This is a genomic window from Cuniculiplasma thermophilum (assembly GCF_052315355.1).
In the GTDB taxonomy this organism is placed as follows: Archaea; Thermoplasmatota; Thermoplasmata; order Thermoplasmatales; family Thermoplasmataceae; genus Cuniculiplasma.
In genome coordinates, this window is sequence record NZ_JBLSDF010000001.1 from 24,023 (window position 1) to 46,354 (window position 22,332).

The 22,332-nt window shown below is 36.2% G+C and carries 22 protein-coding genes; 10 read left to right on the forward strand and 12 right to left on the reverse strand.

Features of this window, described 5'->3' with window-relative positions; all coding sequences use genetic code 11:
* Window positions 1-14 precede the first annotated feature (14 nt).
* The 8 genes from ACNF42_RS00145 (at window position 15) to ACNF42_RS00180 (ending at window position 8,157) form a co-directional block, all read left to right on the forward strand.
* Window positions 15-1,184 carry a hypothetical protein gene (locus tag ACNF42_RS00145; RefSeq protein ID WP_443337559.1) on the forward strand — a complete coding sequence of 390 codons (1,170 nt, stop codon included), beginning with the start codon at window positions 15-17 and terminating at the stop codon, window positions 1,182-1,184.
* Window positions 1,174-2,274, forward strand: coding sequence for a hypothetical protein (locus ACNF42_RS00150; RefSeq protein ID WP_443337560.1), 1,101 nt, complete (start codon window positions 1,174-1,176; stop codon window positions 2,272-2,274). The genes ACNF42_RS00145 and ACNF42_RS00150 overlap by 11 nt, the downstream gene beginning before the upstream one ends.
* Entirely contained in the window at window positions 2,264-3,223 is a 960-nt protein-coding gene (locus tag ACNF42_RS00155) for an AAA family ATPase (RefSeq protein ID WP_443337562.1), read from the forward strand. Before ACNF42_RS00150 ends, ACNF42_RS00155 begins: the two co-directional genes overlap by 11 nt.
* A gap of 6 nt (window positions 3,224-3,229) precedes the next feature.
* A complete protein-coding gene (locus ACNF42_RS00160) occupies window positions 3,230-4,519 on the forward strand; it encodes a DUF58 domain-containing protein (RefSeq protein WP_443337563.1) in 1,290 nt (429 codons plus the stop codon).
* Complete coding sequence (locus tag ACNF42_RS00165; RefSeq protein ID WP_443337564.1) at window positions 4,509-5,120, forward strand: hypothetical protein; 612 nt, start codon at window positions 4,509-4,511, stop codon at window positions 5,118-5,120. The genes ACNF42_RS00160 and ACNF42_RS00165 overlap by 11 nt, the downstream gene beginning before the upstream one ends.
* Before the next feature lie 70 nt (window positions 5,121-5,190).
* Window positions 5,191-5,721 carry a sterol desaturase family protein gene (locus tag ACNF42_RS00170; RefSeq protein ID WP_443337566.1) on the forward strand — a complete coding sequence of 177 codons (531 nt, stop codon included), beginning with the start codon at window positions 5,191-5,193 and terminating at the stop codon, window positions 5,719-5,721.
* On the forward strand, window positions 5,721-7,262 hold the full coding sequence (locus ACNF42_RS00175) for a phytoene desaturase family protein (protein ID WP_443337567.1): 1,542 nt from the start codon (window positions 5,721-5,723) through the stop codon (window positions 7,260-7,262). Before ACNF42_RS00170 ends, ACNF42_RS00175 begins: the two co-directional genes overlap by 1 nt.
* Complete coding sequence (locus ACNF42_RS00180; RefSeq protein WP_443337568.1) at window positions 7,237-8,157, forward strand: phytoene/squalene synthase family protein; 921 nt, start codon at window positions 7,237-7,239, stop codon at window positions 8,155-8,157. Before ACNF42_RS00175 ends, ACNF42_RS00180 begins: the two co-directional genes overlap by 26 nt.
* A gap of 3 nt (window positions 8,158-8,160) precedes the next feature.
* Here ACNF42_RS00180 and ACNF42_RS00185 read toward each other — a convergent pair whose 3' ends face one another.
* Together ACNF42_RS00185 and ACNF42_RS00190 are read right to left on the reverse strand one after the other, a co-directional pair.
* A complete protein-coding gene (locus ACNF42_RS00185; RefSeq protein WP_443337569.1) occupies window positions 8,161-8,856 on the reverse strand; it encodes a lycopene cyclase domain-containing protein in 696 nt (231 codons plus the stop codon).
* A complete protein-coding gene (locus tag ACNF42_RS00190) occupies window positions 8,853-11,573 on the reverse strand; it encodes a UvrD-helicase domain-containing protein (RefSeq protein WP_443337570.1) in 2,721 nt (906 codons plus the stop codon). The genes ACNF42_RS00185 and ACNF42_RS00190 overlap by 4 nt, the downstream gene beginning before the upstream one ends.
* 107 nt (window positions 11,574-11,680) lie before the next feature.
* Between ACNF42_RS00190 and ACNF42_RS00195 the strand changes: the two genes are divergently transcribed.
* On the forward strand, window positions 11,681-13,030 hold the full coding sequence (locus ACNF42_RS00195; protein WP_443337572.1) for a protein kinase domain-containing protein: 1,350 nt from the start codon (window positions 11,681-11,683) through the stop codon (window positions 13,028-13,030).
* Here ACNF42_RS00195 and ACNF42_RS00200 read toward each other — a convergent pair.
* The 8 genes from ACNF42_RS00200 to ACNF42_RS00235 form a co-directional block, all read right to left on the reverse strand.
* Complete coding sequence (locus ACNF42_RS00200) at window positions 13,014-13,733, reverse strand: hypothetical protein (RefSeq protein ID WP_443337574.1); 720 nt, start codon at window positions 13,731-13,733, stop codon at window positions 13,014-13,016. The two genes, ACNF42_RS00195 and ACNF42_RS00200, sit on opposite strands and share 17 nt — an antisense overlap.
* Window positions 13,733-14,554, reverse strand: coding sequence for a vWA domain-containing protein (locus tag ACNF42_RS00205; protein ID WP_443337576.1), 822 nt, complete (start codon window positions 14,552-14,554; stop codon window positions 13,733-13,735). The genes ACNF42_RS00200 and ACNF42_RS00205 overlap by 1 nt, the downstream gene beginning before the upstream one ends.
* A 273-nt stretch (window positions 14,555-14,827) precedes the next feature.
* A complete protein-coding gene (locus ACNF42_RS00210) occupies window positions 14,828-15,154 on the reverse strand; it encodes a hypothetical protein (RefSeq protein ID WP_443337578.1) in 327 nt (108 codons plus the stop codon).
* A gap of 134 nt (window positions 15,155-15,288) precedes the next feature.
* Entirely contained in the window at window positions 15,289-16,377 is a 1,089-nt protein-coding gene (locus ACNF42_RS00215) for a glycosyltransferase family 2 protein (protein ID WP_443337579.1), read from the reverse strand.
* Window positions 16,361-16,924, reverse strand: coding sequence for a hypothetical protein (locus ACNF42_RS00220; protein WP_443337580.1), 564 nt, complete (start codon window positions 16,922-16,924; stop codon window positions 16,361-16,363). The genes ACNF42_RS00215 and ACNF42_RS00220 overlap by 17 nt, the downstream gene beginning before the upstream one ends.
* 77 nt (window positions 16,925-17,001) lie before the next feature.
* On the reverse strand, window positions 17,002-17,349 hold the full coding sequence (locus ACNF42_RS00225; RefSeq protein ID WP_443337582.1) for a hypothetical protein: 348 nt from the start codon (window positions 17,347-17,349) through the stop codon (window positions 17,002-17,004).
* Between the two features lie 206 nt (window positions 17,350-17,555).
* On the reverse strand, window positions 17,556-18,068 hold the full coding sequence (locus ACNF42_RS00230; protein WP_443337584.1) for a hypothetical protein: 513 nt from the start codon (window positions 18,066-18,068) through the stop codon (window positions 17,556-17,558).
* A 14-nt stretch (window positions 18,069-18,082) separates the two neighbouring features.
* Window positions 18,083-19,843 carry an AAA family ATPase gene (locus tag ACNF42_RS00235; RefSeq protein ID WP_443337587.1) on the reverse strand — a complete coding sequence of 587 codons (1,761 nt, stop codon included), beginning with the start codon at window positions 19,841-19,843 and terminating at the stop codon, window positions 18,083-18,085.
* Window positions 19,844-20,068: 225 nt separating this feature from the next.
* Here ACNF42_RS00235 and ACNF42_RS00240 point away from each other — a divergent pair, with 225 nt between their 5' ends.
* Window positions 20,069-21,097 (forward strand): SIS domain-containing protein, encoded by a 1,029-nt coding sequence (locus tag ACNF42_RS00240; RefSeq protein ID WP_443337590.1) that lies wholly within the window; start codon window positions 20,069-20,071, stop codon window positions 21,095-21,097.
* Here the strand turns inward: ACNF42_RS00240 and ACNF42_RS00245 are convergent.
* Window positions 21,091-21,261 carry a hypothetical protein gene (locus ACNF42_RS00245; RefSeq protein ID WP_443337592.1) on the reverse strand — a complete coding sequence of 57 codons (171 nt, stop codon included), beginning with the start codon at window positions 21,259-21,261 and terminating at the stop codon, window positions 21,091-21,093. The genes ACNF42_RS00240 and ACNF42_RS00245 overlap by 7 nt on opposite strands.
* Window positions 21,262-21,378: 117 nt before the next feature.
* On the reverse strand, window positions 21,379-22,155 hold the full coding sequence (locus ACNF42_RS00250) for a molybdopterin-binding protein (protein WP_443337594.1): 777 nt from the start codon (window positions 22,153-22,155) through the stop codon (window positions 21,379-21,381).
* Window positions 22,156-22,332: the final 177 nt, after the last annotated feature.

Consider the following 22,332-nt stretch of genomic DNA (forward strand, 5'->3'; position numbering starts at 1 on the left):
TTATTTCATATATTATGAACTGGCGCAGTGCCATAGTTTCCATAATTGCTATTCTTGTTGTTACATGGTTGCTCATATCAGCAATTACTGTGATTCAACCAGTTCAAGGAGGAGGTGGATCCGGTGGAGGCTCCATAGGATCTGGAGGAGGTTCAGGAGGTGGCTCTGGTGGGGGGAATGGTTTTGGAAATGGTGCTGGTTCGGGTCTTGGATTGAATTTACCAAATTTTCCAATAAATTTTCATCTTCCCGGTATTAACTTGAAGAATCCTTTCAACATACCCATAATTAACTTCTCGTTCCCTGATCCATTTCACTTCAAGTTCCCACCTCTCAATTTAAGCCTGGTGGGAGGAGGCAAACCCAGCACTCCGGGGGGTGGCGGAAGTACAGGAGCTGGCAAAACAACCCAAATAACAAATGTTCAAAACAATGTATTTAGAATAATCATAAACCCGCTTATACTAATTGCCATTGTAATTGTCCTGACAGCGATCCTTGTGGTAGTAATGGTAATAAGGAGAGGAAAGCCTGCCGCAAGAGCAATTTCAAAGCAAAGAAAGGATAAAAAAGATGAAAAGGAAGTTTCCGAGATACCTCTGGTAATGGACGGAAACGAGAATAAAGCTGGGAATAGTCCTATTATGATAAAGACCGCTATTCCTTACTTTACAATACCTCCTATTGATGGTTTAGTTTTACCTATTGGAAAAGATCTTCCACCTCTATGGAATTTCAAAGATAAATTGCAGTACGAAATTAAGAATGGCATTTCAATGTCTCTCAATTCAGAACCTGTATCAAAAGAATTTAATAGGGGAGAACTTTCAATAAATGAAGGAATAAATACAATTGAAATAATTGACAAAGAAAAAATTGAAAAATTGGACATAATGGGAAATATTTATGAACAGGATGTTGTGGATACAGTGAGAGCTAATCTTGGAGAGGAAATTCTCGAGAGAGAAATGACAAAAACCTTGAGAGAAATCCTTGGAAACAATACCATTGAAGAGAGGATTGCCGATCAGAGCAGGGCATTAAATATGATTCACACTTTCGAAAGGATATTCTATGGTAAAAAGAATATTTCCAGAATGGAATATGAAGAATTTCTAAGAGATCTAAAGAGATCAATGAAAAACCCACTTATAATATGGAGAAGTGAGAATTTTGGGCAATAGAACCAATAGAAAATACCCATTAGAGGGTATTGCAGGTTTATTGTTAATGATCGTTTTCATTTTATCTTTACTCCCTCCCGTCATAGGTCTTTTTCTCCTCTCAATATCCATATATTTGATAGGACGACAGATCTCAGTGTTCCTGGAAAATAGGAAGAGATTTCTACTATCTTCATATGCAAAAATAATTATTGCGCCACTCATATCTTCTTTTATTGTATATGTTATTGTATTCTCCATTCTGTTTTCTTCCGCCAGAGATTTAATAAGTCTGGAGGATGCTTTGATTTATAGTTTTCTCATTTTAACTTTTATCTTTTCATCAATTTATCTTTACGCACACAGCGAAAGGTATCATGTTGATGAGGCTGTCACAAACGCAACAAAAAAATTTTCCATATCATTCTTCCCTTTCATACTGGCACTTTTTAGTTCAACGCAACCATCGCTCGTCGATCTTACTTACGCTTTCTCCTTTGCAGCCGTTGTAATGGTTCTGACATCACCATTCTATTACTATCTTGAAAATCCAAAGGAGGAGATTTCAAAGCTTGCTGGCTTTATGGTTTCTAACAGAGATTTTTATCTGGTCTCCTTTGCGCTTGTAGGTTTTCTCTATGGATTATATTTACAAAATACCATAAATACTTACAAGGACTCTCTGCTAGTAATAATATTCATAATTGGTGTAGGAGTAGTTATAAGAATACTGTTTCAAGGATATAATTCACTGTCTTCAATGACCCAAAGGAATTCATTTCAGGTTTATGCGAAGTTCAACAAGAAAGAGAGTGTGACTGAAATAGGGAAGATATCAAAAGTTGCGGAATCAATTAAGGACTTTGAAGCAAATGGACGAAAAGAAAAGATTTTAATTAATTTATCTACTTATCTTTCAGAAACAGGTTTCAGTAATGATGATGTGGAGAGATTTTTAAAACCCATAGTTGAATATAAATTGCCAATAAAATTTTCACTGGATATTGAAAGTAGCAGGCAGAGAATAAGGAGAGAAATAGAGAAAAGACGAAAAATAATGGACGGTATCCTGAGAAATATAGAAAGGAGTGAAAAATTGTATGAAAAGTAATTTTGAAGATGACATTAAAGAGAGTCTAAACAGAACAACGGGTATAGTAAATGAGATTTCTAAATATTTCGTAGGTGATAGGGAAAATCTATCAAAGATGGTATCTGCAATAATTTCATCTGGCCATATTCTACTTGAGGATAACCCTGGTATAGGCAAGACATTCGTGGCAAAGCTTATGTCTTCCGTTCTTGGTCTCTCCTTCAAGAGAATTCAGTTTACGCCTGATCTTCTACCAAGCGACATAACAGGAACAAGAATTTGGAGGGCTTCTACTGGCCAATTTGAAACCATGAAGGGACCCATATTCTCCAATCTAATTCTTGCAGATGAGATCAACAGGGCACCACCAAAAACCCAGGCTGCACTTCTGGAATCCATGGAGGAAAAACAGGTTACAATTGAAGGCGAGACCATATCTCTGCCATCCCCATTTCTGGTCATAGCAACACAGAATCCCATTGAATTTGAGGGGACTTATCCACTCCCCGAGGCTCAGATGGATCGATTTATGATACAACTTTCCTTTGGATATCCCGAGGACGATCTGGAAATATTGAGAAGAAGAAAGGAATGGAAAACAGATGATCCTTCATCTAAGGCAATAAAAATTCTCGATCAAACGTCTCTATTAAAACTACAGGAAATCAGTGAGAATATTTCGGTGGATGATGAGATAATGAAATATATTTCGTCCTTTAGAGAGTTGCGAAATGACAGGAGAGTAATGGCTGGGCCAAGCCCAAGAGCCATCATTTCACTGCTTCGTGTATCCAGATCATATGCCATGGTAAAGGGGAGAGATTTTGTGATCCCTGATGATGTTAAGGCCATGGCTGTTAATTGCATAGCTCATCGTCTTGTTCTTAAACCAGAGCAGGTCATGGATGAGGTGAAGCAGGAAGACGTCGTAAATGAATTTCTGGAAAAATTAGAAGTGCCAAAGTGATGAAATTTGATTGGCACGTGGAATAAGCAGGTTATATTATTTACAATAATTTCCGGCGGAATAGCCTTTGGTGGATTGGTTGCGACTCAGAAAATAATGATTGCAGTATTTGTGTTCCCACTGATATTCCTTGCAATGCTTGTATATGCAGAAATGGATGTCCATCTCGATTATTCATATGAAATCCCTGATCGAATAAGGGTTGGTGATGAATTTGAAGTTTCCGTAGAAATAAGCATTAGGGGTGGCTACGGGCTTGTCAATATTTCAATGCCAACCTATGACGAGATGGAGATTGTTGATGGCACAAACGTCCACGTATTTTACAAAGGTTTCTGGGAAAGGAGGGAAACTTTTACATACAGAGGAAAAGCCATGAGAAGGGGCATCTTTTCATGGACCAATCTGATGATCGATTTTAACCCATTGATTGGAGCTGGTAAGACAAGGAAGTTTGATGTTAATGTTGGAAAGAATATTCAGATAGACCCTGAAATAAAAATGCTTAAGAAAAGCCAGTTTATATTAAAAACGAGGAAACCAAAGCCAAGAAATTCCATGACAAGACTTGGACCACCAACAACTGATTTTGAGAGCATAAGGGAATATGCGCCTGGCGATCCGTTTAAATCCATAAACTGGAAGGCTTCTGCACGAGTTCAATTTCAGAAAGGATTGATGGTAAATCAGTATGAAAGAGAAGGAATGAAAACATACATATTCTATCTGGACACCTCCATGCTCATGAGGCGTGGGACAGAATATGAGAACCCATTGGAATACGCCATATCACTTATTCTTTCAGGATCAAACTACCTCATATCAAGAGGTTACAATGTTGGTTATTGGCCTATATCATCAAGGATGGTAAGAAGACAGGACTTTGTGGTCCCTTCCTCAGGAACAGACACATTTAATCAGATCAAAAAGATACTTCTCAGAGTAGAATCGTCGAGGGTAATCACATCTTCATATCCTATAGATAAAACAATGGCAAGACTTGTCCTTGAGACGAAGGCAAGGATAGCTGTTATTACTTCAATAGATGAGAGGAACAGATTTCTCATAGATGAATTGAGAAGAAAACTTATTTCAATCGGTGGTCTCGTTACAGTGGTGAATATAAGACCAGAAGGTATAGTAGCCAGAAAAATAGATGAAAGAATCCAGGGTCTCTTTGTTCCAAGGGCATCCATAAAAAATAAAGATTCCTATCTTGGTGACGTAATATGGGACCCAGTTAGTGAAAGTCTGGGACATGCTGCCCTTAACCTGGGGAGACTCAATGGGTGGTAAAATGAAAATGGACATTTCATTCCTGCTATCTCTCTCAGGAGGGTTAATATTTTTCCTTGCTTTTTTACTGAGTGCCGATAGTAACGTAGGATATGTTCTGGCATCCCTGTATCTGTTCTTCTTCCTGATTTCGGTAATGTTGCCATCGAGAAATAAGGGTGAACAGATTAACCTGAATGGCTTCTCCAAAATCAAATTTTTCACATTCCTGTTCCCAATCCTTGCCATAATTTTTTCAACAGGTTACGTTTCATCCTTTGCACCATCCCTTTCCGCCATAAATCCCAAGTCCGCAGGATTTCTTTCCCTTTTGCTCCTAATACTTGAATTCTCCATTATCTTATTGATATCGCAGGAAACCTCAGGAAAATTATGGAAGGCTATGGTAAGATCAGGATACGACCCGGCTGAAGTGAGGAGAGAACTCAATAGTTTTTCCACCCATGTCTCAGAAATAGGAGGTGGTGTTCTTATAGTATCCTTTGGATTCATCTTTCTTCTGGTATTTGCGCCCGAGGTAAATGTTGGAATCATACCTGCAGTGATAGTATTCATAGTGGTTTACGCATTGGTCATAGGTAATCTTATAAGAAAAAACTAGATAATTATGGAATATCAGTTGTCAAAATTTATTTTACATGGATTGATTTTATTTTAAACTCTACATACTTATGGATTATACCGTAATACTTACTGGTGTAGGAATAATGATTGCCAGTGCAATCCTCATGGAAGGTGTTGCATGGGCACTTCACAAATATGTGATGCATGGTGTTGGATGGTTTCTTCATGAGAGTCATCACAGACCACCCGGAACTAAAAAAGGCATACTGGAAAAGAATGATGCATACTCAATAGGGTTTGCCATAATTGCCATAATACTCATATACTTTGGATTCAGAAATCTATCAATGCCCTATTTTTGGATTGGGGTAGGTATGACTCTTTACGGTGCAGGTTACGCTATTTTTCATGATATAATATTCCATCAGAGAATAAAGGTAAAGAGGCCACAGTTTTCAAAATATCTTAACAGAATCATAGCAGCCCATGAAATACATCACAGATACAGTAGTGGAAAGAAAGGATACAGCTTTGGTTTTCTATATGCGCCCAAATTTTACTCCAGACCAAACATAGTTAAGGATTTTCCAAAATATATCAAGGATAAGGAACAGACAAAAAGGGGTGGTTCCAATTGATGATGGAACTTCCAGAGGCTAAGAAGGTCGTTGTTATTGGCGCAGGTTTAAGCGGACTTGCTTCAGCAATACTTCTGAGAAGAAAGAATTATGTTGTTACAGTGGTGGAGAAGAACCAAAAACCGGGAGGAGTGGCATCAGTTCTGAGGGCCGATGGATTTACCTTTGACATGGGGCCCTCCTGGGTAATGATGCCAGAGGTATTCAGGTGGTTTTATGAAAAGATAGGAAGAAATATTGATGAGGAGCTCAACCTGGTAAAGCTTGACCCTCACTACAAGTTGTTCTTCCAGAATGGCCACGCAATAAGCATACCTGACGGCTATGAAAGAATAAGGAATCTGTTCGATGGGATGGAGGAGAATGGAGGAAAGAAGCTGGATAAATTTATATCCAGCTCCAGAAAGAAATATAAGGTCTCAATGGAAAACTTCCTGTGGAGCAATTACAAAAACAGGATGGATACATTCAAAATGCTCCTTGCTGCTTCAAAGAGCAGGATAAGATTGTTCCAATCTTACCATAGCCATGTTAAAAAATATTTCAAAAATGAGGAACTGCAGAAGATTCTGGAATTTACAACAGTTTTCCTTGGAGGATCTCCATTCAATGTACCATCAATATACGATTTGATGGTTTCGGTAGATTTCGATGCAGGGATATGGTATCCCATGGGAGGCATAGGAAAGATTGTGGAATCCCTGTATGATATAGCAAAGCAGGAAGGAGTGGATTTTATATTCGGTGAAAGCGCCAGGTATCTGGACACAACTGGAAATACCGTTGATGGAATTATGACTGACAGCAGATATATAAAAACAGATTATGTCATATCTGCCTGTCCATACTCCTTTACTGAAAATAAACTTCTTCCAGAGCAATCGAGGGAGCATGATGATACTTACTGGAATTCCAGAGTACTTGCTCCATCTGTAATAATGATGTACCTTGGAATTGAAGGGAGAATCAAGGGGTTGGAACATCATAACTTGTTCCTTATGGATGACTGGGAAGAACACTTCTCATCAATATACAGTAATCATACGTGGCCGGAGAAATTTTCCTTTTATGTCTCCATGACGAGCAAAACAGACAGTACAGTGGCACCACCGGATCATGAGAATATTGTGGTTCTGATTCCAGTTTCAGCCGGCCTGACTGCCACCGAGGAAATATACAACAGATATCTAGATCAGGTGCTTGAGATCATAGGAAAACAGACCGGGGAAGAATTGAAAGACAGGATTGTTGTGAAGAGATTCTTTGGCCCGCAGAATTTTGCAAGCCAGTACAATTCCCTGAAAGGATCTGCCTTTGGACTGGCTCACACACTTTCCCAGACAGCCATGTTCCGTCCAAAGAACATAAGCAGGAGGGTGTCAAATCTATTTTATGCTGGTCAGTACACAAATCCTGGCATAGGTATGCCCATGGTTATAATTTCGGCCTCAGTTGCAACAGAATCTCTCAAGGAGATTCACAACGGCGTCGACTTTGTTAAGGAGGGGGAGTTAAATGGGAGAAAGATTGAAAACCACTAAGAAAAAGATATTCAAAGAGGGGAGCCGGACCTATTACAATAGTTCCAGATTCTTTTCTGAGGGTATAAGGAAGGATGTCACCACACTCTACTCCTTCGTGCGAGTAGCCGATAATCTGGTTGACAGTATACCTCAGAAAACAAACGATTTTCTAAAGTTCAGGAGAGAAACCGAAGAGTGCCTTAAGGGAAAGGAGTGCGAAGATGAAATCATAAGGGATATGGTTGATCTATCCAGGAGAAGAGATTTCAACTCTGATTGGATAATGGCATTTCTGGACAGCATGGAAATGGACCTTCACCATAAAAAATATCAAACCATAGATGAGACAATTGACTACATGTATGGATCGGCTGAGGTTATAGGATTAATGATGTCAAGAATACTTGATTTGCCCTATCAGGCGCTTTTCAATGCGAGAATGCTTGGAAGAACAATGCAGTTTATAAACTTCATAAGGGATGTTTCGGAGGATCTGTCCCTTGGAAGACAGTATTTACCACAGGAGGATTTACATAAATTTGGCCTTGAAACTCTGGAATACAGTGAAACAGTTCAAAAGAAGAAACAGTTCATCTCCCTTATGAGATACGAAATTGAAAGATTCCGAAAGTGGAATGAACTGGGGCAGGAGGGCTTTGCATTCATAGACCAGAAAAACCTCATTCCGGTGAAAGTTGCAACTGATATGTATCTGTGGACTGCCAAAAAGATATACAAGAATCCATTCGTTGTTTATTCAAAAAAGATCAAACCCTCGAAGATGAGAATAATCCTAAATGCCTTCATTTCTTCAAGAACCCATCACCCTTGTAGGATCATAAGTAAGGAAAATTTGGGAAATACCCTAATGGAGAGTGAATTTGAAAATGCGAGGAAAGAACTAAACCTCTAATTTTCAAAGATATTTTTCATACATTTTATAGAAGAAGAGATAGAAAGATAGCAAGGAAAAATTGTATATAAAATCCTCCATTGGTATGGTTGTTATACGTCCATTCCATGAAGATGTGGTTAGAATCCTTGAAGTGTAATATTCAACCACGGGCAGTGAAGTTAGAATGTAATTCACTATGAGAAATGCGATTACTCCAGTCAGCATGTATAACCAATAATTCTTGCTTCGGAAAAGATTGAAATTGGAGAGGAATTGCGACACAAAGAGCACATCCAGGGAGATCAATGCAAGGAAAAGGTACTGAATACTGTAAGACAAAAACGTAAGAATTATTATAATTACAAATGCTATTGATGACACATAAAGCACCGATGATCCCTCTACTGTTCTCTCCCTTGAATATTCCCTGATATATTCAAACACAAATAACATCGCAAAGGGAACCACAAAAAAGAACAGAATCTCCTCAATGGGAAGATCGACTATTCTTATGGGAAGAACATATTTGGGGTTAAAATGCCAGTCTACTCCAGTTACAAGCATATCCCATATGATATAGGGAATTGCCACTGTTACTATTGAAGTAACTGTCGCCTTATAATGTTCCAGAAATTTTACCCTACCCACAATTGATATGAAGAGGGGACCGCCGAAGGTAAATATGTCTATCATAAGATACACAGGCAATGATATCATAGGTCACGTTCTCCTTTTAGTTCCTCCTGAAATTGCCTGAACAATTTAGAATTTCCCCTTTCTTCCATTACATCCCTTATAAATGCTTCCGTGGATCTTCTGTACGTTAGGAATTTTTCTATATATTCCTTTACCTCCTCAAAGCTTCTCATCTCTATTTCATAGGGTATTCGTTCATTCTTCCATTGCATTCGACCTGTGTTGATCTTTTCCTCCCTTAGGGATATGTAGGCTATTTCCGATTCTATGCTCTCAAGGTTAATGGACCTTTCAATTGAAAACAGATATGCGTACAGGGACAATTGCTGGGCATATTCTGGATTGGGTTTCTTTGATGTTTTGAAATCAACAACCACATATTTTTCAATATTCCCATCCATGTATGTATATACACCATCGATCCTTCCATCAATATTAACGGAATCCTCTGTATTTCCTATAATTTCCTTTACGTTTTTCTTTATTTTTAATTCCGATTCGATCCAATTGCCCTTATAATTCTGTGTAATAACTCTGTCATATTCTGCAAAATTCTTCCACGCCTCCAGCTCATTTGGATCCATGAGATTTTGAGGCTTCTCCTTTGTGTTGATATAATTCTCAATATAGGAATGTATTTTTGTACCGAAATCTGCCGCTGATGAACTTTCTCTGATTCCAAGAATGTATGTTATTACAAAATCCTCAAGTCTCCCCTTTTTTAGATTGGACATCATGGTAAAACTAAGGTTCTGGAAGCTTTTCATTTTCTTTTCAATATAACTAACGATCCAGGGATCGCCTTTCTCCTTTTTCTTATTTTCCATAAGTGATTTTAGCGTTACAAATTCATTTTCAATTTTGTTCTCTATCCTTCCGTATTTCATGGAACATGGTTCCACATTATATCTATCAGCATTTTTCTTTCCTGTCAGAATATACAGGGATTTTCTGGCTCTTGATATGGCCACAAAATCTATTCTATTCTCCTCCCTCTCCCGCTCCTCAAAGCCATAGCTGTGACCAAACTGTTTCAGTACAAGTTCAACCACAGTATCCACAGGTGACCTGTCCTTTCCTCTTACATATTTCGGTAGATAGATGACGTGGTCAAATTGAAGACCTTTGGCCTTATGCACTGTTAAAACACTTATCCTTGAGTATTCTGGTATATCTTCATCACCGGCATTGCTCTGCATAAGGAACAGGAGGAAATCCGATAGGGTTGTGAAGTTCTCCATTCCTATGTAATCGAAATACTCGTCCAGTGTTCCATATATATCTTTCGCAGTGAAAAAATATTCCGGCCCTAGATTCAGACTGTACGGAATTATATAGTCAGTAAATAGTTTCTTAAGGCTTTTTTTATCATTTACATATTCCTTCCTAAGAAATTTTATCTCCTCAGGAAGTAGAACCTGGGGATTTTCAGAAAATTTTATTTTATCTGCATATTCCATCGCTTTCTTAAGAGACAATCCTGAATATGGAGAATAGAGCATTGCGATCATATCCTCAACCCTGTCGCTGAAAATCCCCCTTAGGAATAGATATATGTCCCTGCTTGCTTCCTCGTCCACCCCTTCTCCATATATTTTTTGGTGTTCTATGTTATGAGATGTGAGGCTTGACGATATCTCAGCAGCCTGAGAATTAGTACGCGTAATTATGCCAATAGTTTCCTTTTTATCAGCAGATTTAATAATTTTTTCAGATATCTGAGTTAATAGCTCAACTATTGATTTTTCATCCTCAGGAACTATGAGGTCAACGGTGCCTTCCCATTCCTTAAGGTGAGATCGAAAGGTGTCAAATTCCTTTCCAGCGTATCCCGGTTCCGACTTTAAATAAAAATTTACGCAGTAATTTTTTATGTTTTCAGGAAGTCTTCTGGTTCCGTCAATACCATCCTGGTAGAAATTGGGGTTGTTTAGATATCGTTCAAAGGATTTTGTATTCCCACCTTGAAAGCCAAAAATTGCCTGCTTCTGATCACCTACAAGAAAATACCTATGGGCCGAAAGTGAAATTATTTTTGATTCAATCTCACTTATATCCTGTACCTCGTCAACAAATACATATTTGTATTTTGGATAGCCCTGCTCCATATATTCTATGGCCTTAATCAAATAATCATTATAATCAAGAAATCCGGTTTTCTTTGACATTTCATAGTCGGTAAAAATCTGAATGAATTTTTCACCCAGTATTTTCATCTCTTCATATGTGTAACCCTTTACACCACCTTCGGTTTCATATATGTGCTCAATATCCTTTATAAGTTTGTCCTTGTTTATAGAATTTGGGTATATACCGTAGCTTTTGAGAAATTTTATTGCATTTACTAATTTTCCCACGTTAATCATATAGGGATAATCCTTCATCAAAGTCTCAATTCCGTAATTCATCAGATTTCTTCTGGACATGCTCTGAATTATAGAATATCGCATGAATCTTTCTGAGACTGTTCCTGAATACAATCCATGATCCATCAAAAGGGATAGGGAAAATGAATGAAATGTCTCTACTCTTGGTGGATTTGCCTTCGATTCCTTTTCAACCATCTTATTCCATATTCTTTCCCTCATTTCGCCCATAGCCTTCTTTGTAAATGTTATGCATAGAATGTCCTGTGGGTTTATACCATTCCTTATCTTCGATACAACTTCTTCAGCAATTCTCTCTGTTTTTCCTGATCCAGGATTTGCAGAAATAATGATATTTTCCTTATTTGACATAATTCTTAAACCTCAATGGACAATCGATTATATATTTTCCACATGTTAGGTGGAAGGGGCATAGATTTTAATATTATTAAGCATAATGCGTCTATCAGAGGAAGGTAATGGAATCTGAACAGTCTGAATTGAAGGGGATAAAAAAAATTCTCTATAAAAAATACAGGGAAGTGCTACCCAATGCTAGGGCTGAGGGAATCAGTTATGACGAGAAGAAAAAAAGAATGCTCATAAGGGTTGTTCCAGAAAATAACAAATACCTAAGAATGGTCGAGGTTACAATAAGGGATTACAAAGGGAGAGACTTTGTTAAAAAATTAAGAAAGAGAGATGGATCATTCAGAATAAATTTAAGGATAGACATAGAAAGACAATATCATCTCTCCTTTTATGTACTTGGAAAGGATGGAAAATTTGCAAGAATAGAGAAGGAGCTAAGTGATTTTAAGGATGATGTGGAAAGAATAAGTGAATTCAACAAGTCAAGTCAGGAGATCAAGGAGGAGGAGAGCCCATCATCTCCACCTCCCCAGAGGACCAAAAGAAGCTGGCCGAATTCTTCATCATACGCACAGGCACTGCAAAACGTGGATTTTAGTATATCAAAAAAATATGATGACCTGCGCTCATCAAAATTCATCCCAAATTCCAATGTAAAATACAAGTCGTTAATTCATGGGGCTGGAAATTTTGGTGTTGTATTCAAATTTCAAATGAAGGAGAATTTCTATGCTATGAAATGTTTCACAAGGGCGAGCCAATATATAGACATCAGATATTACGAAATAAGTAAAAAAATTGAGAGCGCCAGACTCCCATTTTTAATTGATTTCAGATATTATGCAGATGCTGTAAGAACACCTTCCAAGCCCTCAGAATATTTCCCGGTCATAACCATGGAATGGATTGAGGGTCAGACTCTGTTTAATTATGTAAATGAAAATTACAAGGACTCTGCAAAAATGAGTGCAATAGCAAAATCATTTTTACAATGTGTCATAGATATGCAGTCACAGTCCATAGCCCACGGTGACCTCTCAGGGGATAACATTTTGATTACAGACAAATTGCAGATCAAAATAATTGATTATGATGGAATGTTTGTAAAAGCCCTGAGTAATTTAGGTTCAGAAGAACTTGGCCACGAGTCTTTTCAGCACCCAAAAAGAGGGAAATATTACGGACCCAGACTGGATAATTTTTCAGCACTTGTCATCTATCTTTCTCTTTATGCACTTTCAAAATCTCCAGATCTCTGGGTACATAACCAGAACGATCCTGATAAACTCCTCTTTGACATAAATGATTTTAATTCTCCAGAAAAGTCTGAGGTTTTTTTAAAGCTAGATAAACTTGGAGGTAAATCCTTAAGATTGGCCAAAATATTGAAGGAATACATAACTCATGATCCAGACTGGGATGGTGTTGATCTTCCAAAGATCATGAAAATGAAATAATAACTGCTGACAAATCGTCATTCTTTATTGAGCCATCACTACGCCTTTCATCGAAGAAATCCCTTGAATGCATATTCTGTAAAACATTATTCAATGATTCTTCTCCCCCTTCCATCAGATATTTAGAAAGGGCATCTGTCGCAATTACTATTTTGCTGCCTTCTGGAATCTCAATAGATAACTTCTTAACTTTGTAATCTGGTCTATATTCCTTCCTTTCATTCATCGGGTGACCATAACCGCTCCATACAAGATCCGGATGAACGCCAAAGTCTTCCGGTTTTGTCAACGGGAAGCTTGAAAAATTATTATCCTCGAAAATAAAAAGACAGGAATCTCCAACTGCCCAGGCATCGCAATAGATGGCATCATCACTCACAATTGATACGCCCAGAAATGTGCAGTATGAACCTCTTATGGATTTGTTCTTCACATTCCACGGTAAACGAGCCCAGTTAATGCTTGAAAACCATTTTTTTCTTGCATCAGTAAGCATGAGAAAATATTCTTCCTCACTGTCCAGATTGTATGGCTCTGAAACAAAGCTGTCAGCTAAGCATTTTGCCCATAAACCTGAAAAGATAGAATCACTTGCGCCATCGCATATAGCATATCTCCCCTTTTGAGAGTTTAAGGCAAAGCTGTCCTCGGACTCCTCCTGGCGGTTTCCCACCTTAGAAAAATTGAAAGATTTTATGGTCATTACTTGACCTTGTTATAAACAACCCTTGTACCTATATCCAGAAGTCTTATGAGATCCTCTAAATTGGCATTATATACGTAAGCCCTTGCACCAGTATCAACGTTAGCATATTCCTCCTTGGCAATAGCAAGCATTGAATCCGGTATAACGCTGCTCATCTCAAACATTTCCTTGGAGTGTTTCTCATCAGGAATCTGGCTCTCATCTGTTGGAAAACTTACGCTCTTCTCTCCCTTTTCGGAAATATGGCAGTTCCAAATAAGAGTCTTCCCATCCGAGGTCTCAATGCTCATAATATTCTCAGCTACTGGAACAGGATCACCATCCGTGGCCCCCCCATCACTGATGTTAATTAAAACTGGCGGGAATGACTCTGGATTTCTCTGTACCCAGTCTTCAATCCACTGTTTTGCTATAGTCAAGCCCTTGACCATAGGTGTATCGAAGGATGCGACAGGATCAAACCATACTGGAAATTCGATCTCTATCTCCTCGCCATCTATATTTTGCTTTTTCTTTTCCATTCTCAAAATGTGTGATTCAAGTTCATTTATTGGTATAGGCGCATCAGAAATTAAGCCGGTTGCTTCACCACTCTTGTAACCATAACCTATGACACCTACCTCAAAATAGGGTCTAACTCCGTCAGACTTCGTACATCTGCTTATTATTTCATTTAATTGCTTATTAATTGCGTCAGCCGCTTCCTGAGCCTTTGATTGACTTCCACCAGATATCTTTCTGCTCATTGATCTTGACTGGTCAACCAAAAAAATGAATAAACCAGGTCTTCTTCTGCTAATTTCAGCCTCGTATGCCATAAGGGTTGATCATTGATTTCTATTAATATTTTGTTATATCGTGGTCATAAAATTGAAATAAATCCCTTTAATGATTCTTATCAACACCTTTCAAAAGAATCAATATTACATAGGAATATCACTCTATTTAATGACACTTGTGGAATGGCTCATATGACATGGCTTGAATGCTCCAATGGGGAGACAATTAGGCAGATTAAGGAATAATGGAGCATTGTGCAGTATTAGTTCCAAAATTTCCTCAAAAAATGGTCTAAATTATAAAGTATTGGGTTATTTTTTAATGAATGCTATCAAAACTGCAATAAGAACTACTATGTAACCAATTGTAAAAATACCTGGATATGCGAGTATTCCTGCAAAAGAGATTACAGTCATGGCTGTCAATCCAACGTCTCTTTTTCTCCTGCTTATTTCAGTACCCAGTAATGCAACCACACCGAAAACCATGTTTGTAACAACATCAGCACCCATAGAAACTGTCCCGAAAAATGAAATATACGAAGTCAATTGGTGAAGAAATATTACTGCAACTCCAATTAATATTACAATCAATGATCCAATTACTCCTAATTTATAATAAAGCTTTAGTGAAGCCATATTGTCTATATGCTGATTATCTATAAATACGATAATGATCGAAAAGGATAGGATTAGATCATCTTCTCAGCAAATTTTTTCCGCACGTTTATGTTTACTAAAAGCAAAGGTGCAATCATCTGTAAGAGGAGTTATCATCTAAGTGCATATTTTTCTCCTCTCCACTCTATATGGCTCATCTTGTTACCATTTATCATATTAAGAATAAATATGAACGGCATTATTATGGTAATTATCACTGTTCTCGCAATGTGTTTTCTATCCCTATTTACATTGACTCCTATGCTAAAAAGATATGGTATATAGCCCAAAATAAACCCCCACCAGACAAACAAAGTTAAAGGTATAAGAGTAATAATATACATTATCACAAGTCCGTACATCAGAATGCCCACATGGAAGGCCGACTTTGCATAGGAAAGACTGATTGCCATCTGCCTATTTGACCATTCCATAAAGGAATATTTGTCTTCTTTCACCAATACCTTTGGTGTTGCCTTTTTTGAATATTCAATTGCAAGATTTTTTCTCTTGCATATGGCAGTAATGGTCGCATCATCAGATACTGCCTGACTGAATGATTTGAAATCGTTCTCCCCGATCAGTGATCTTCTAAATGCTACAGAGCCGCCCCACACAAATCTGGCAGGTCTGAATTCCATCATATTTATTCCAAGGTAGCCCCATATTTTTTTTACCATGCCCCAGAAATTTTTATTGTCAACTGGTATATAGAAAGGATAGGTGCTTACAGCACCAGTGCTAGGCTTCTTGAGTGGATTAATAAGATAAAGAATCCAATTCTCACTCACCATAGTATCCGAATCTACAAGAATTACGATATCTTCATCAGGTATGTCTTTAAGAGCTGTACTTATAGCCCTGACCTTTCCACTCCCACTGTAGCTCATATCTGTCTTCAAGGTATCTATGTGCAATTTTTTGAGTAAATCAAATGATGGATCATTTTCTGAATCTACGACAGCAACAAGACTGAAATTTTTGTATGACTGAGACAAAATAGACTTTAGATTGTCTTCCATATTTAGATCAATGCCTTTACACGGTACTATAACATGGACTTTTGGATTAAAAGAAGGATCGATTACTTCTTCATGCTTCTCCCACCATCGAATAAGGTAAAGTCTAAGAAATGAGAATATTGTTAATATTAAGATAAATAGAGACCAAAAAAATATAATCCATTTATCTAGCTGAACCATCTTTTTCGCTCTCTTGATTTATACGTGAACCCCTTTTCCCAGTTTCCCTTGGAAGTTCTCTTGATATTTTCTTACCTCTCAATATGTTGAATATATCCGACAGCGAAAGCACAGAGAAGATAATGCCAGTTATTAAGGCTATAAACAAAAATACTTCAATAAACAGAAAATATTGAGAAGACTTATTCACTATAAAACTTGCAAAATTGAGAAGCATTGATGCTAGACCAATCATAATCGTAAAAACAAATAGACGATTGATCTGTCCAAATATTGGCTGCTTTAAACTGTCTGGATGGAATATAGGTATCATTGAGATCAGTACTGTATAAGCAGCCATTAAAAGTCCCATAATGGTACCGTAAAAATTAAGAATGTTTGAGTTACTGTAGAAACTTACAATATTGTTTGTAACCAGTGAGGAATTTGGTATATAATTTTGTCCAATTTTGGTCGTAAGCATAAAGGAAACTACAAATGAAACAATAAATACAACCCTAACCTTGTAAAAAGTATCCAACCTACCCCTAAGTTTAATCTGTGCCATTATCTACCTCATACAATATTATAAATTAATGTTTTTGTATTGTCATTTTCGTTAATATTATTTTTCTTAAATGCATTTTAAAAAAATCTAAATGTGGATTGATCCAAAAGGTCCATGAAACTCTGGGATGACTTTTCATCTATACCCTCAAATTCAGCGTAATCCCATCCGATTTTAAAGGAAAAACTTTTAGAACCTGTACTCGCTGTGAATTCTATGTAAACTATCCTGCCGACATTTTTGGAATCGGGGAAGTCCTTTGAGAAGCCAGTTAACCCTCTGTCTGCGTCTATTATTCCCTGATAGCCTTCAAAATAGAGATGAAAAGTGTGAAGATCAAACTCCCTTAGTTTTTTAATTGAAAGCATTTGGCCGAAATATGTTGTTATGTTGGAGTAGTCCCCCTCAATTCTTACTGCTGCCATTCTTAATTGTAATTAATTAAGAGTATATATTGATTGATTAAGGAAGAATTTTACAAATTAACTGCGTTATTTTAAAATCCAAAATGTATATGAAAGGTCTTCAGTTCCCATTTTAAGAAAATTTTTAGGGAAATCATTAATTTAAAGACGTTTGTCACTTGTGTGAACTTAATTCACCTCATCTTATGTGACCATAACAAAATTTTTTATGAGGGATAATAATCTTCTTTCTCTAAATGAAAATTTATGGGAACACCAAATTGTTTCCCTGACAAATTTAAATTTATTTTTTTCTCAATTAAAATGCCGACAAATTGCTGTCTTATAGATTCATTTTTAACAACAATTACGTATTCAAAAACTGAATGCCCATTTAATTGAGCAACTTTATTCGATTCCCGTTTACCACCTTTACCTGTATCTTCCAAAAATAAATTAACAGTTGGAATCAGTTTGTTCTTTATTCTTTTCATAAGAATTTCGTATTTTTCCTTTTCTTTTAATGAATCAACACCCTTTAACTCGAAAATAATTATTTTCCTTTTGCCTTTTTTAAAAATTAAAGCTAAATCTGCGTGGGGAGTACTTTTTCCAATAGAAGTTTCCTCAATATTAATTAGAGCCACAAACTCATCAACTTTCTTAATCGTAACACTGCAATTACTATCTTTGAAATTTGTAGAATATATTTCATTACCATCATTAAGTGTACCGCTCATGATTTTTATCCTCTTTATTCATCCTCTGATATTTTTCCTGTCCAGTTCAACAACTTCATTAGAACTTCATCTGTTATCCCTGGTATTCCATTGCCGAATTTTTCCAAATTAATTTCTCTTACCGCGTTAACTTTATCTACATAGTAAGAGTCGAACTCAACATAATCTAAAGCCTTGGAAACACTAAATGCCAAATCGCTTATTGCTTCTTCATTTTTACTTTCATATTCAGTATTTATCACATCATCTATCAAATTTTGTATTTGCCTTGGACTGGGTTTGTATTTGTGAAGTAGATAAAAAATCTGACCTAATATGTTACTGTGAGTCGAAAAAACTATTCTCTTTCCGGATGACGCCATATCAATTAATGTCAGTGCCATTATTATTTGAGATGAGGGATGGAGCTGCGATTCAGGTTCTTCAATAATAATTAAACCTTCTTCCATTGAGAGAGATATCAGCACTATTCCTGCGACTTCATTAGCCATGGCTGAGGCATACCTTATGTCAACAGTAAAATTGTTTCTGTCAGTATAAAATAAGCGATTTGTAATTTTATCATAAGATATATCCCCTTGCATTACGATCGGAGATTTTAGAAATGGTTTATTTTCTGTTATAATTTTTGTCTCAGTATACTTTATCCATTTGATAAATGTATTATATATATTTTGCATTGAATCGTTTTGCAAATCTTCCCTACTCTTGTTTTGATCGTTTTTAAGAAACGAATAATTAATAAGAGGTGTTCTTCCAAATGGTATAAACCTTACCTCATTTATTTTAGAATATGTTTTAACTAAGGAATGAATGTGAATAATAAAATATTCCACTATTGTTTTAGATATACTTTTAGACAGTCCTTCTGGAATCTCTCTTAATGAAAAGATGTAAAACCCTTGTCTTTTATTGCTTTTTATCTTTGAAATTACTTGATTTCTGAGTGCTTCTTGGTCTATTTTTTCATTATTGTCAATGTTACTTTTAATGTTTTTATGTACATTATTAATCTTTTTTATTAATATTTGTGCATCAATATTTATTATGCAAGATTTAGTAGAAATTTCAGGAATTGAATAGATTAGGTTGGTTTTAAATTCATAAACAATTCGGGTTCTATCGATGGAACCAATTAAATGTTCAGCACGAGGAGCGAAATTTCCATTCACAGAGTTATAGGATAAATTTCTAATTTCAGATTCTAAAAGATTATCGAACCTTTCTCCATTTATTTTTAAGGTTTTGATAGATCCACCTCCTATAATATTTGAAAGAAATCTAAAAAATGAATTTTTCAAATTTTTGTTTATAGAGTCAATGTAAATAGGAATCGTAACCTGATCTTTAAATGTGTATAAAATTCCATTTTCTGATGATTCAAATTCAATATGATGAACATTTTCTTTGATTATACTTAATAGGACCTTGTTGAGTTCATCTTCTGGAACTGAATTTACTAGATTTCTTGGAGTTAAATCATAAAAATGAAGAGTTGTATCTATTACTTCCATAAATGTTTCTATTATTTTACTTAGGCTGTTACCAAGAGATTTTAGGATTAATATGGATAAATTTTCTTCCAAAAAATTCTTAATTGAATCTTCCATTTCTTTATCAATTACAGATAAGGCGCTGTAAAGTGCCCTTAGAATGAAAGATTTCCCTGAATTTGGATATCCATATATCAAAGTTATATCTGAGTTCTTAATTTTTCCATTCTTTTTTATTGGACCTATATTTTTGAATGCAAACACCAACTCTTGATTTCTCATTTTACCCAATTACCGTTATGATATCATAAATTAGATTAAAATAATTTTTATTTTTCCTGACCCGTTTGAAAGAATGTGTTTTGACTCTTTTACTCGTTTTATCTTCTTATTATTTGATAACACAAGTTTTCATTTTTACTGAAAGATGTAGAGTGTGGCCAATACACTTAATTTTGTGAAAAATATTTTACCAAATGGTTTTATGCTATTACAAATTAATGACTTATGACTGACGAATTGCCAGAGGTAAGAAATGAACATCCCTATCTTATGTATGAGATGTTGAAAGAGACACCTAAAGCACTTAAAACTACGAAAGAAAATACAGAATCGGTGGAGTTAAAATTGAAAAGAAAAGGGATAACCGTTACCGGAAATGGAACATCCTATCACGCCGGAGTTCTCGGATTCCAGTTTGCAGGGAATGAGAATGGAACATGGAATTCCTATATGGGTTACGAACTTGCCAATTACTACAGTCCTTTGCCTAACATACTTGCACTGTCACATACAGGCAAGACTTATTCAACTATGGCAGCAATTAGGAATCATCCGGAGGCCAATGTTATAGGTATTACTCATGACCAGGAATCGCCCCTTGCGAAGGAAAGCGATATCCCAGTAATTATTCGGGAAAAGGATAAGTCCTTATGTAATACAAAGGCATTTTTCGACAATGTTCTTGCAAGCGCCATTATAGCCAGAAAGACGATAGATGAAGAATACGATTTCAATGAGTTTATTCGAATTATGGACAATACTCTTCAAGATGCTGATCTTGAAACAAAGAGCATTGTTGATGAACTCGAAAACATTGGAAATATTTTTGTTTTGGGAGCTGGCTATAATTTCATAGCTGCCAGAGAGACAGCGCAAAAGTTAAAGGAAGCTACTCACATACATTCCGAAGGAATAGAGTTAGAGGAGTATAATCATGGATGTACCTCTGTGACAGATAATAACACATTGCTCATAATAATTTCCGGACATAATGACAGGGAAAGAACATCTCAAATAGTTTCTGGGATCAGACACGTAAATGCTAAATCTGTTACTATAAATGGTACGGGAGATTTTGAAATAAAGTTCGACACCAGGAATAATTTTGAATTTCCAATACAGGCCATAGCATACACTTATTTTCTCTCCTATCACTTAGCCGTAAAATTGAATGTAAATCCGGATATACTGAGATTTGACGATAAGAGATACTATGATTTTGATATGTCTGTATTTCCTCCCGGACATCACTGATTATACTTTTTATTGATTTTTTCAATCTTATTTTCCAATTTCTTTAATTCATATGGATCAATTGGCTTTGATTTTTTCTGAAGTTTGATTTTCATCTTTTCCTTAAAAGCCTCATCTTTGCAAAGTTCCAATGCATTTATTTCAAATTTTTCCAGCTCTCTCATGAAGATCGGTAAATGAATGGTTTAGAGAATAAAAATATTTATCATCCTTATCGCTCAACGCATCAATTCTCTTTCAGATTGAAATCTGATTTTTCTTCAGAAAATCTGCCAGATTATTTATTCTTTTATCCTTCCGTTTAACTTTATTGCGTAATTATTTATCTCTTTCAAGCACCTATTTACAGTTTCCTCCAGTTCCTTCTCATTTTCTGAATAACCGTATACCTCTATGATTAGAATTGGATTTGAAAATTCCATTGACTCTGGATGGGATTTCACAAACACCCCTTTTCCTGTTTCCTCTGATATTTTCCTAATATATGGAGCAAAACTGCTCTCCATTATTCCCTCAATCTTTATTTCTCGTGAAATATAATTTAATTTACCCCTTCCTGTTATTTTGTTGATTTCCTTTAACATCTGTCTCATTTCTTTGGGAACGCCAGGTATTGAGAATACGAACTTCCCCTCATAATTTAAAACCATACCAGGTGCTGTTCCCACATCATTTTTAATTATAGATGCGCCTTCAGGCATCATTGCCATTTTCTTTCTTTCCTCGGTCATAGTTAAATTTAGGGATGAGTATTTATCCGCCAGAATTTTTATTGCCTCCTCATTTACTTCCATTTTTAAATTCAAGCACTTAGCAATTGACTGAATCGTAATATCATCTATTGTTGGACCTAATCCGCCGCTACTAACAATTGAATCGCAATTTTCCATCAGAAATTTTAAAGATTTACATATATCCCCAGGTTCATCCCTGCACGTAACTACATAAACCACTTCATGACCGTTTTCTATCAAGGATCTGGATATTTCTGAGGCATTAGTATTCACAGTCCTACCCTTAACAACTTCATTTCCAACTGTCAGGATTCCAAATTTCATAATTATGCAGACGTATTAAGATAGGATACATAAAACATTATTGCAGACATCATAACCACTAAGAGCATAACGATTATCATCTCTTTCCTTCTATCTTCCATGTATTGCTATCATTAAGTAAATAAAAAATATTTCCTTAATTTACCAGTAGAAATATCCTAACGGTACTTGTAAACA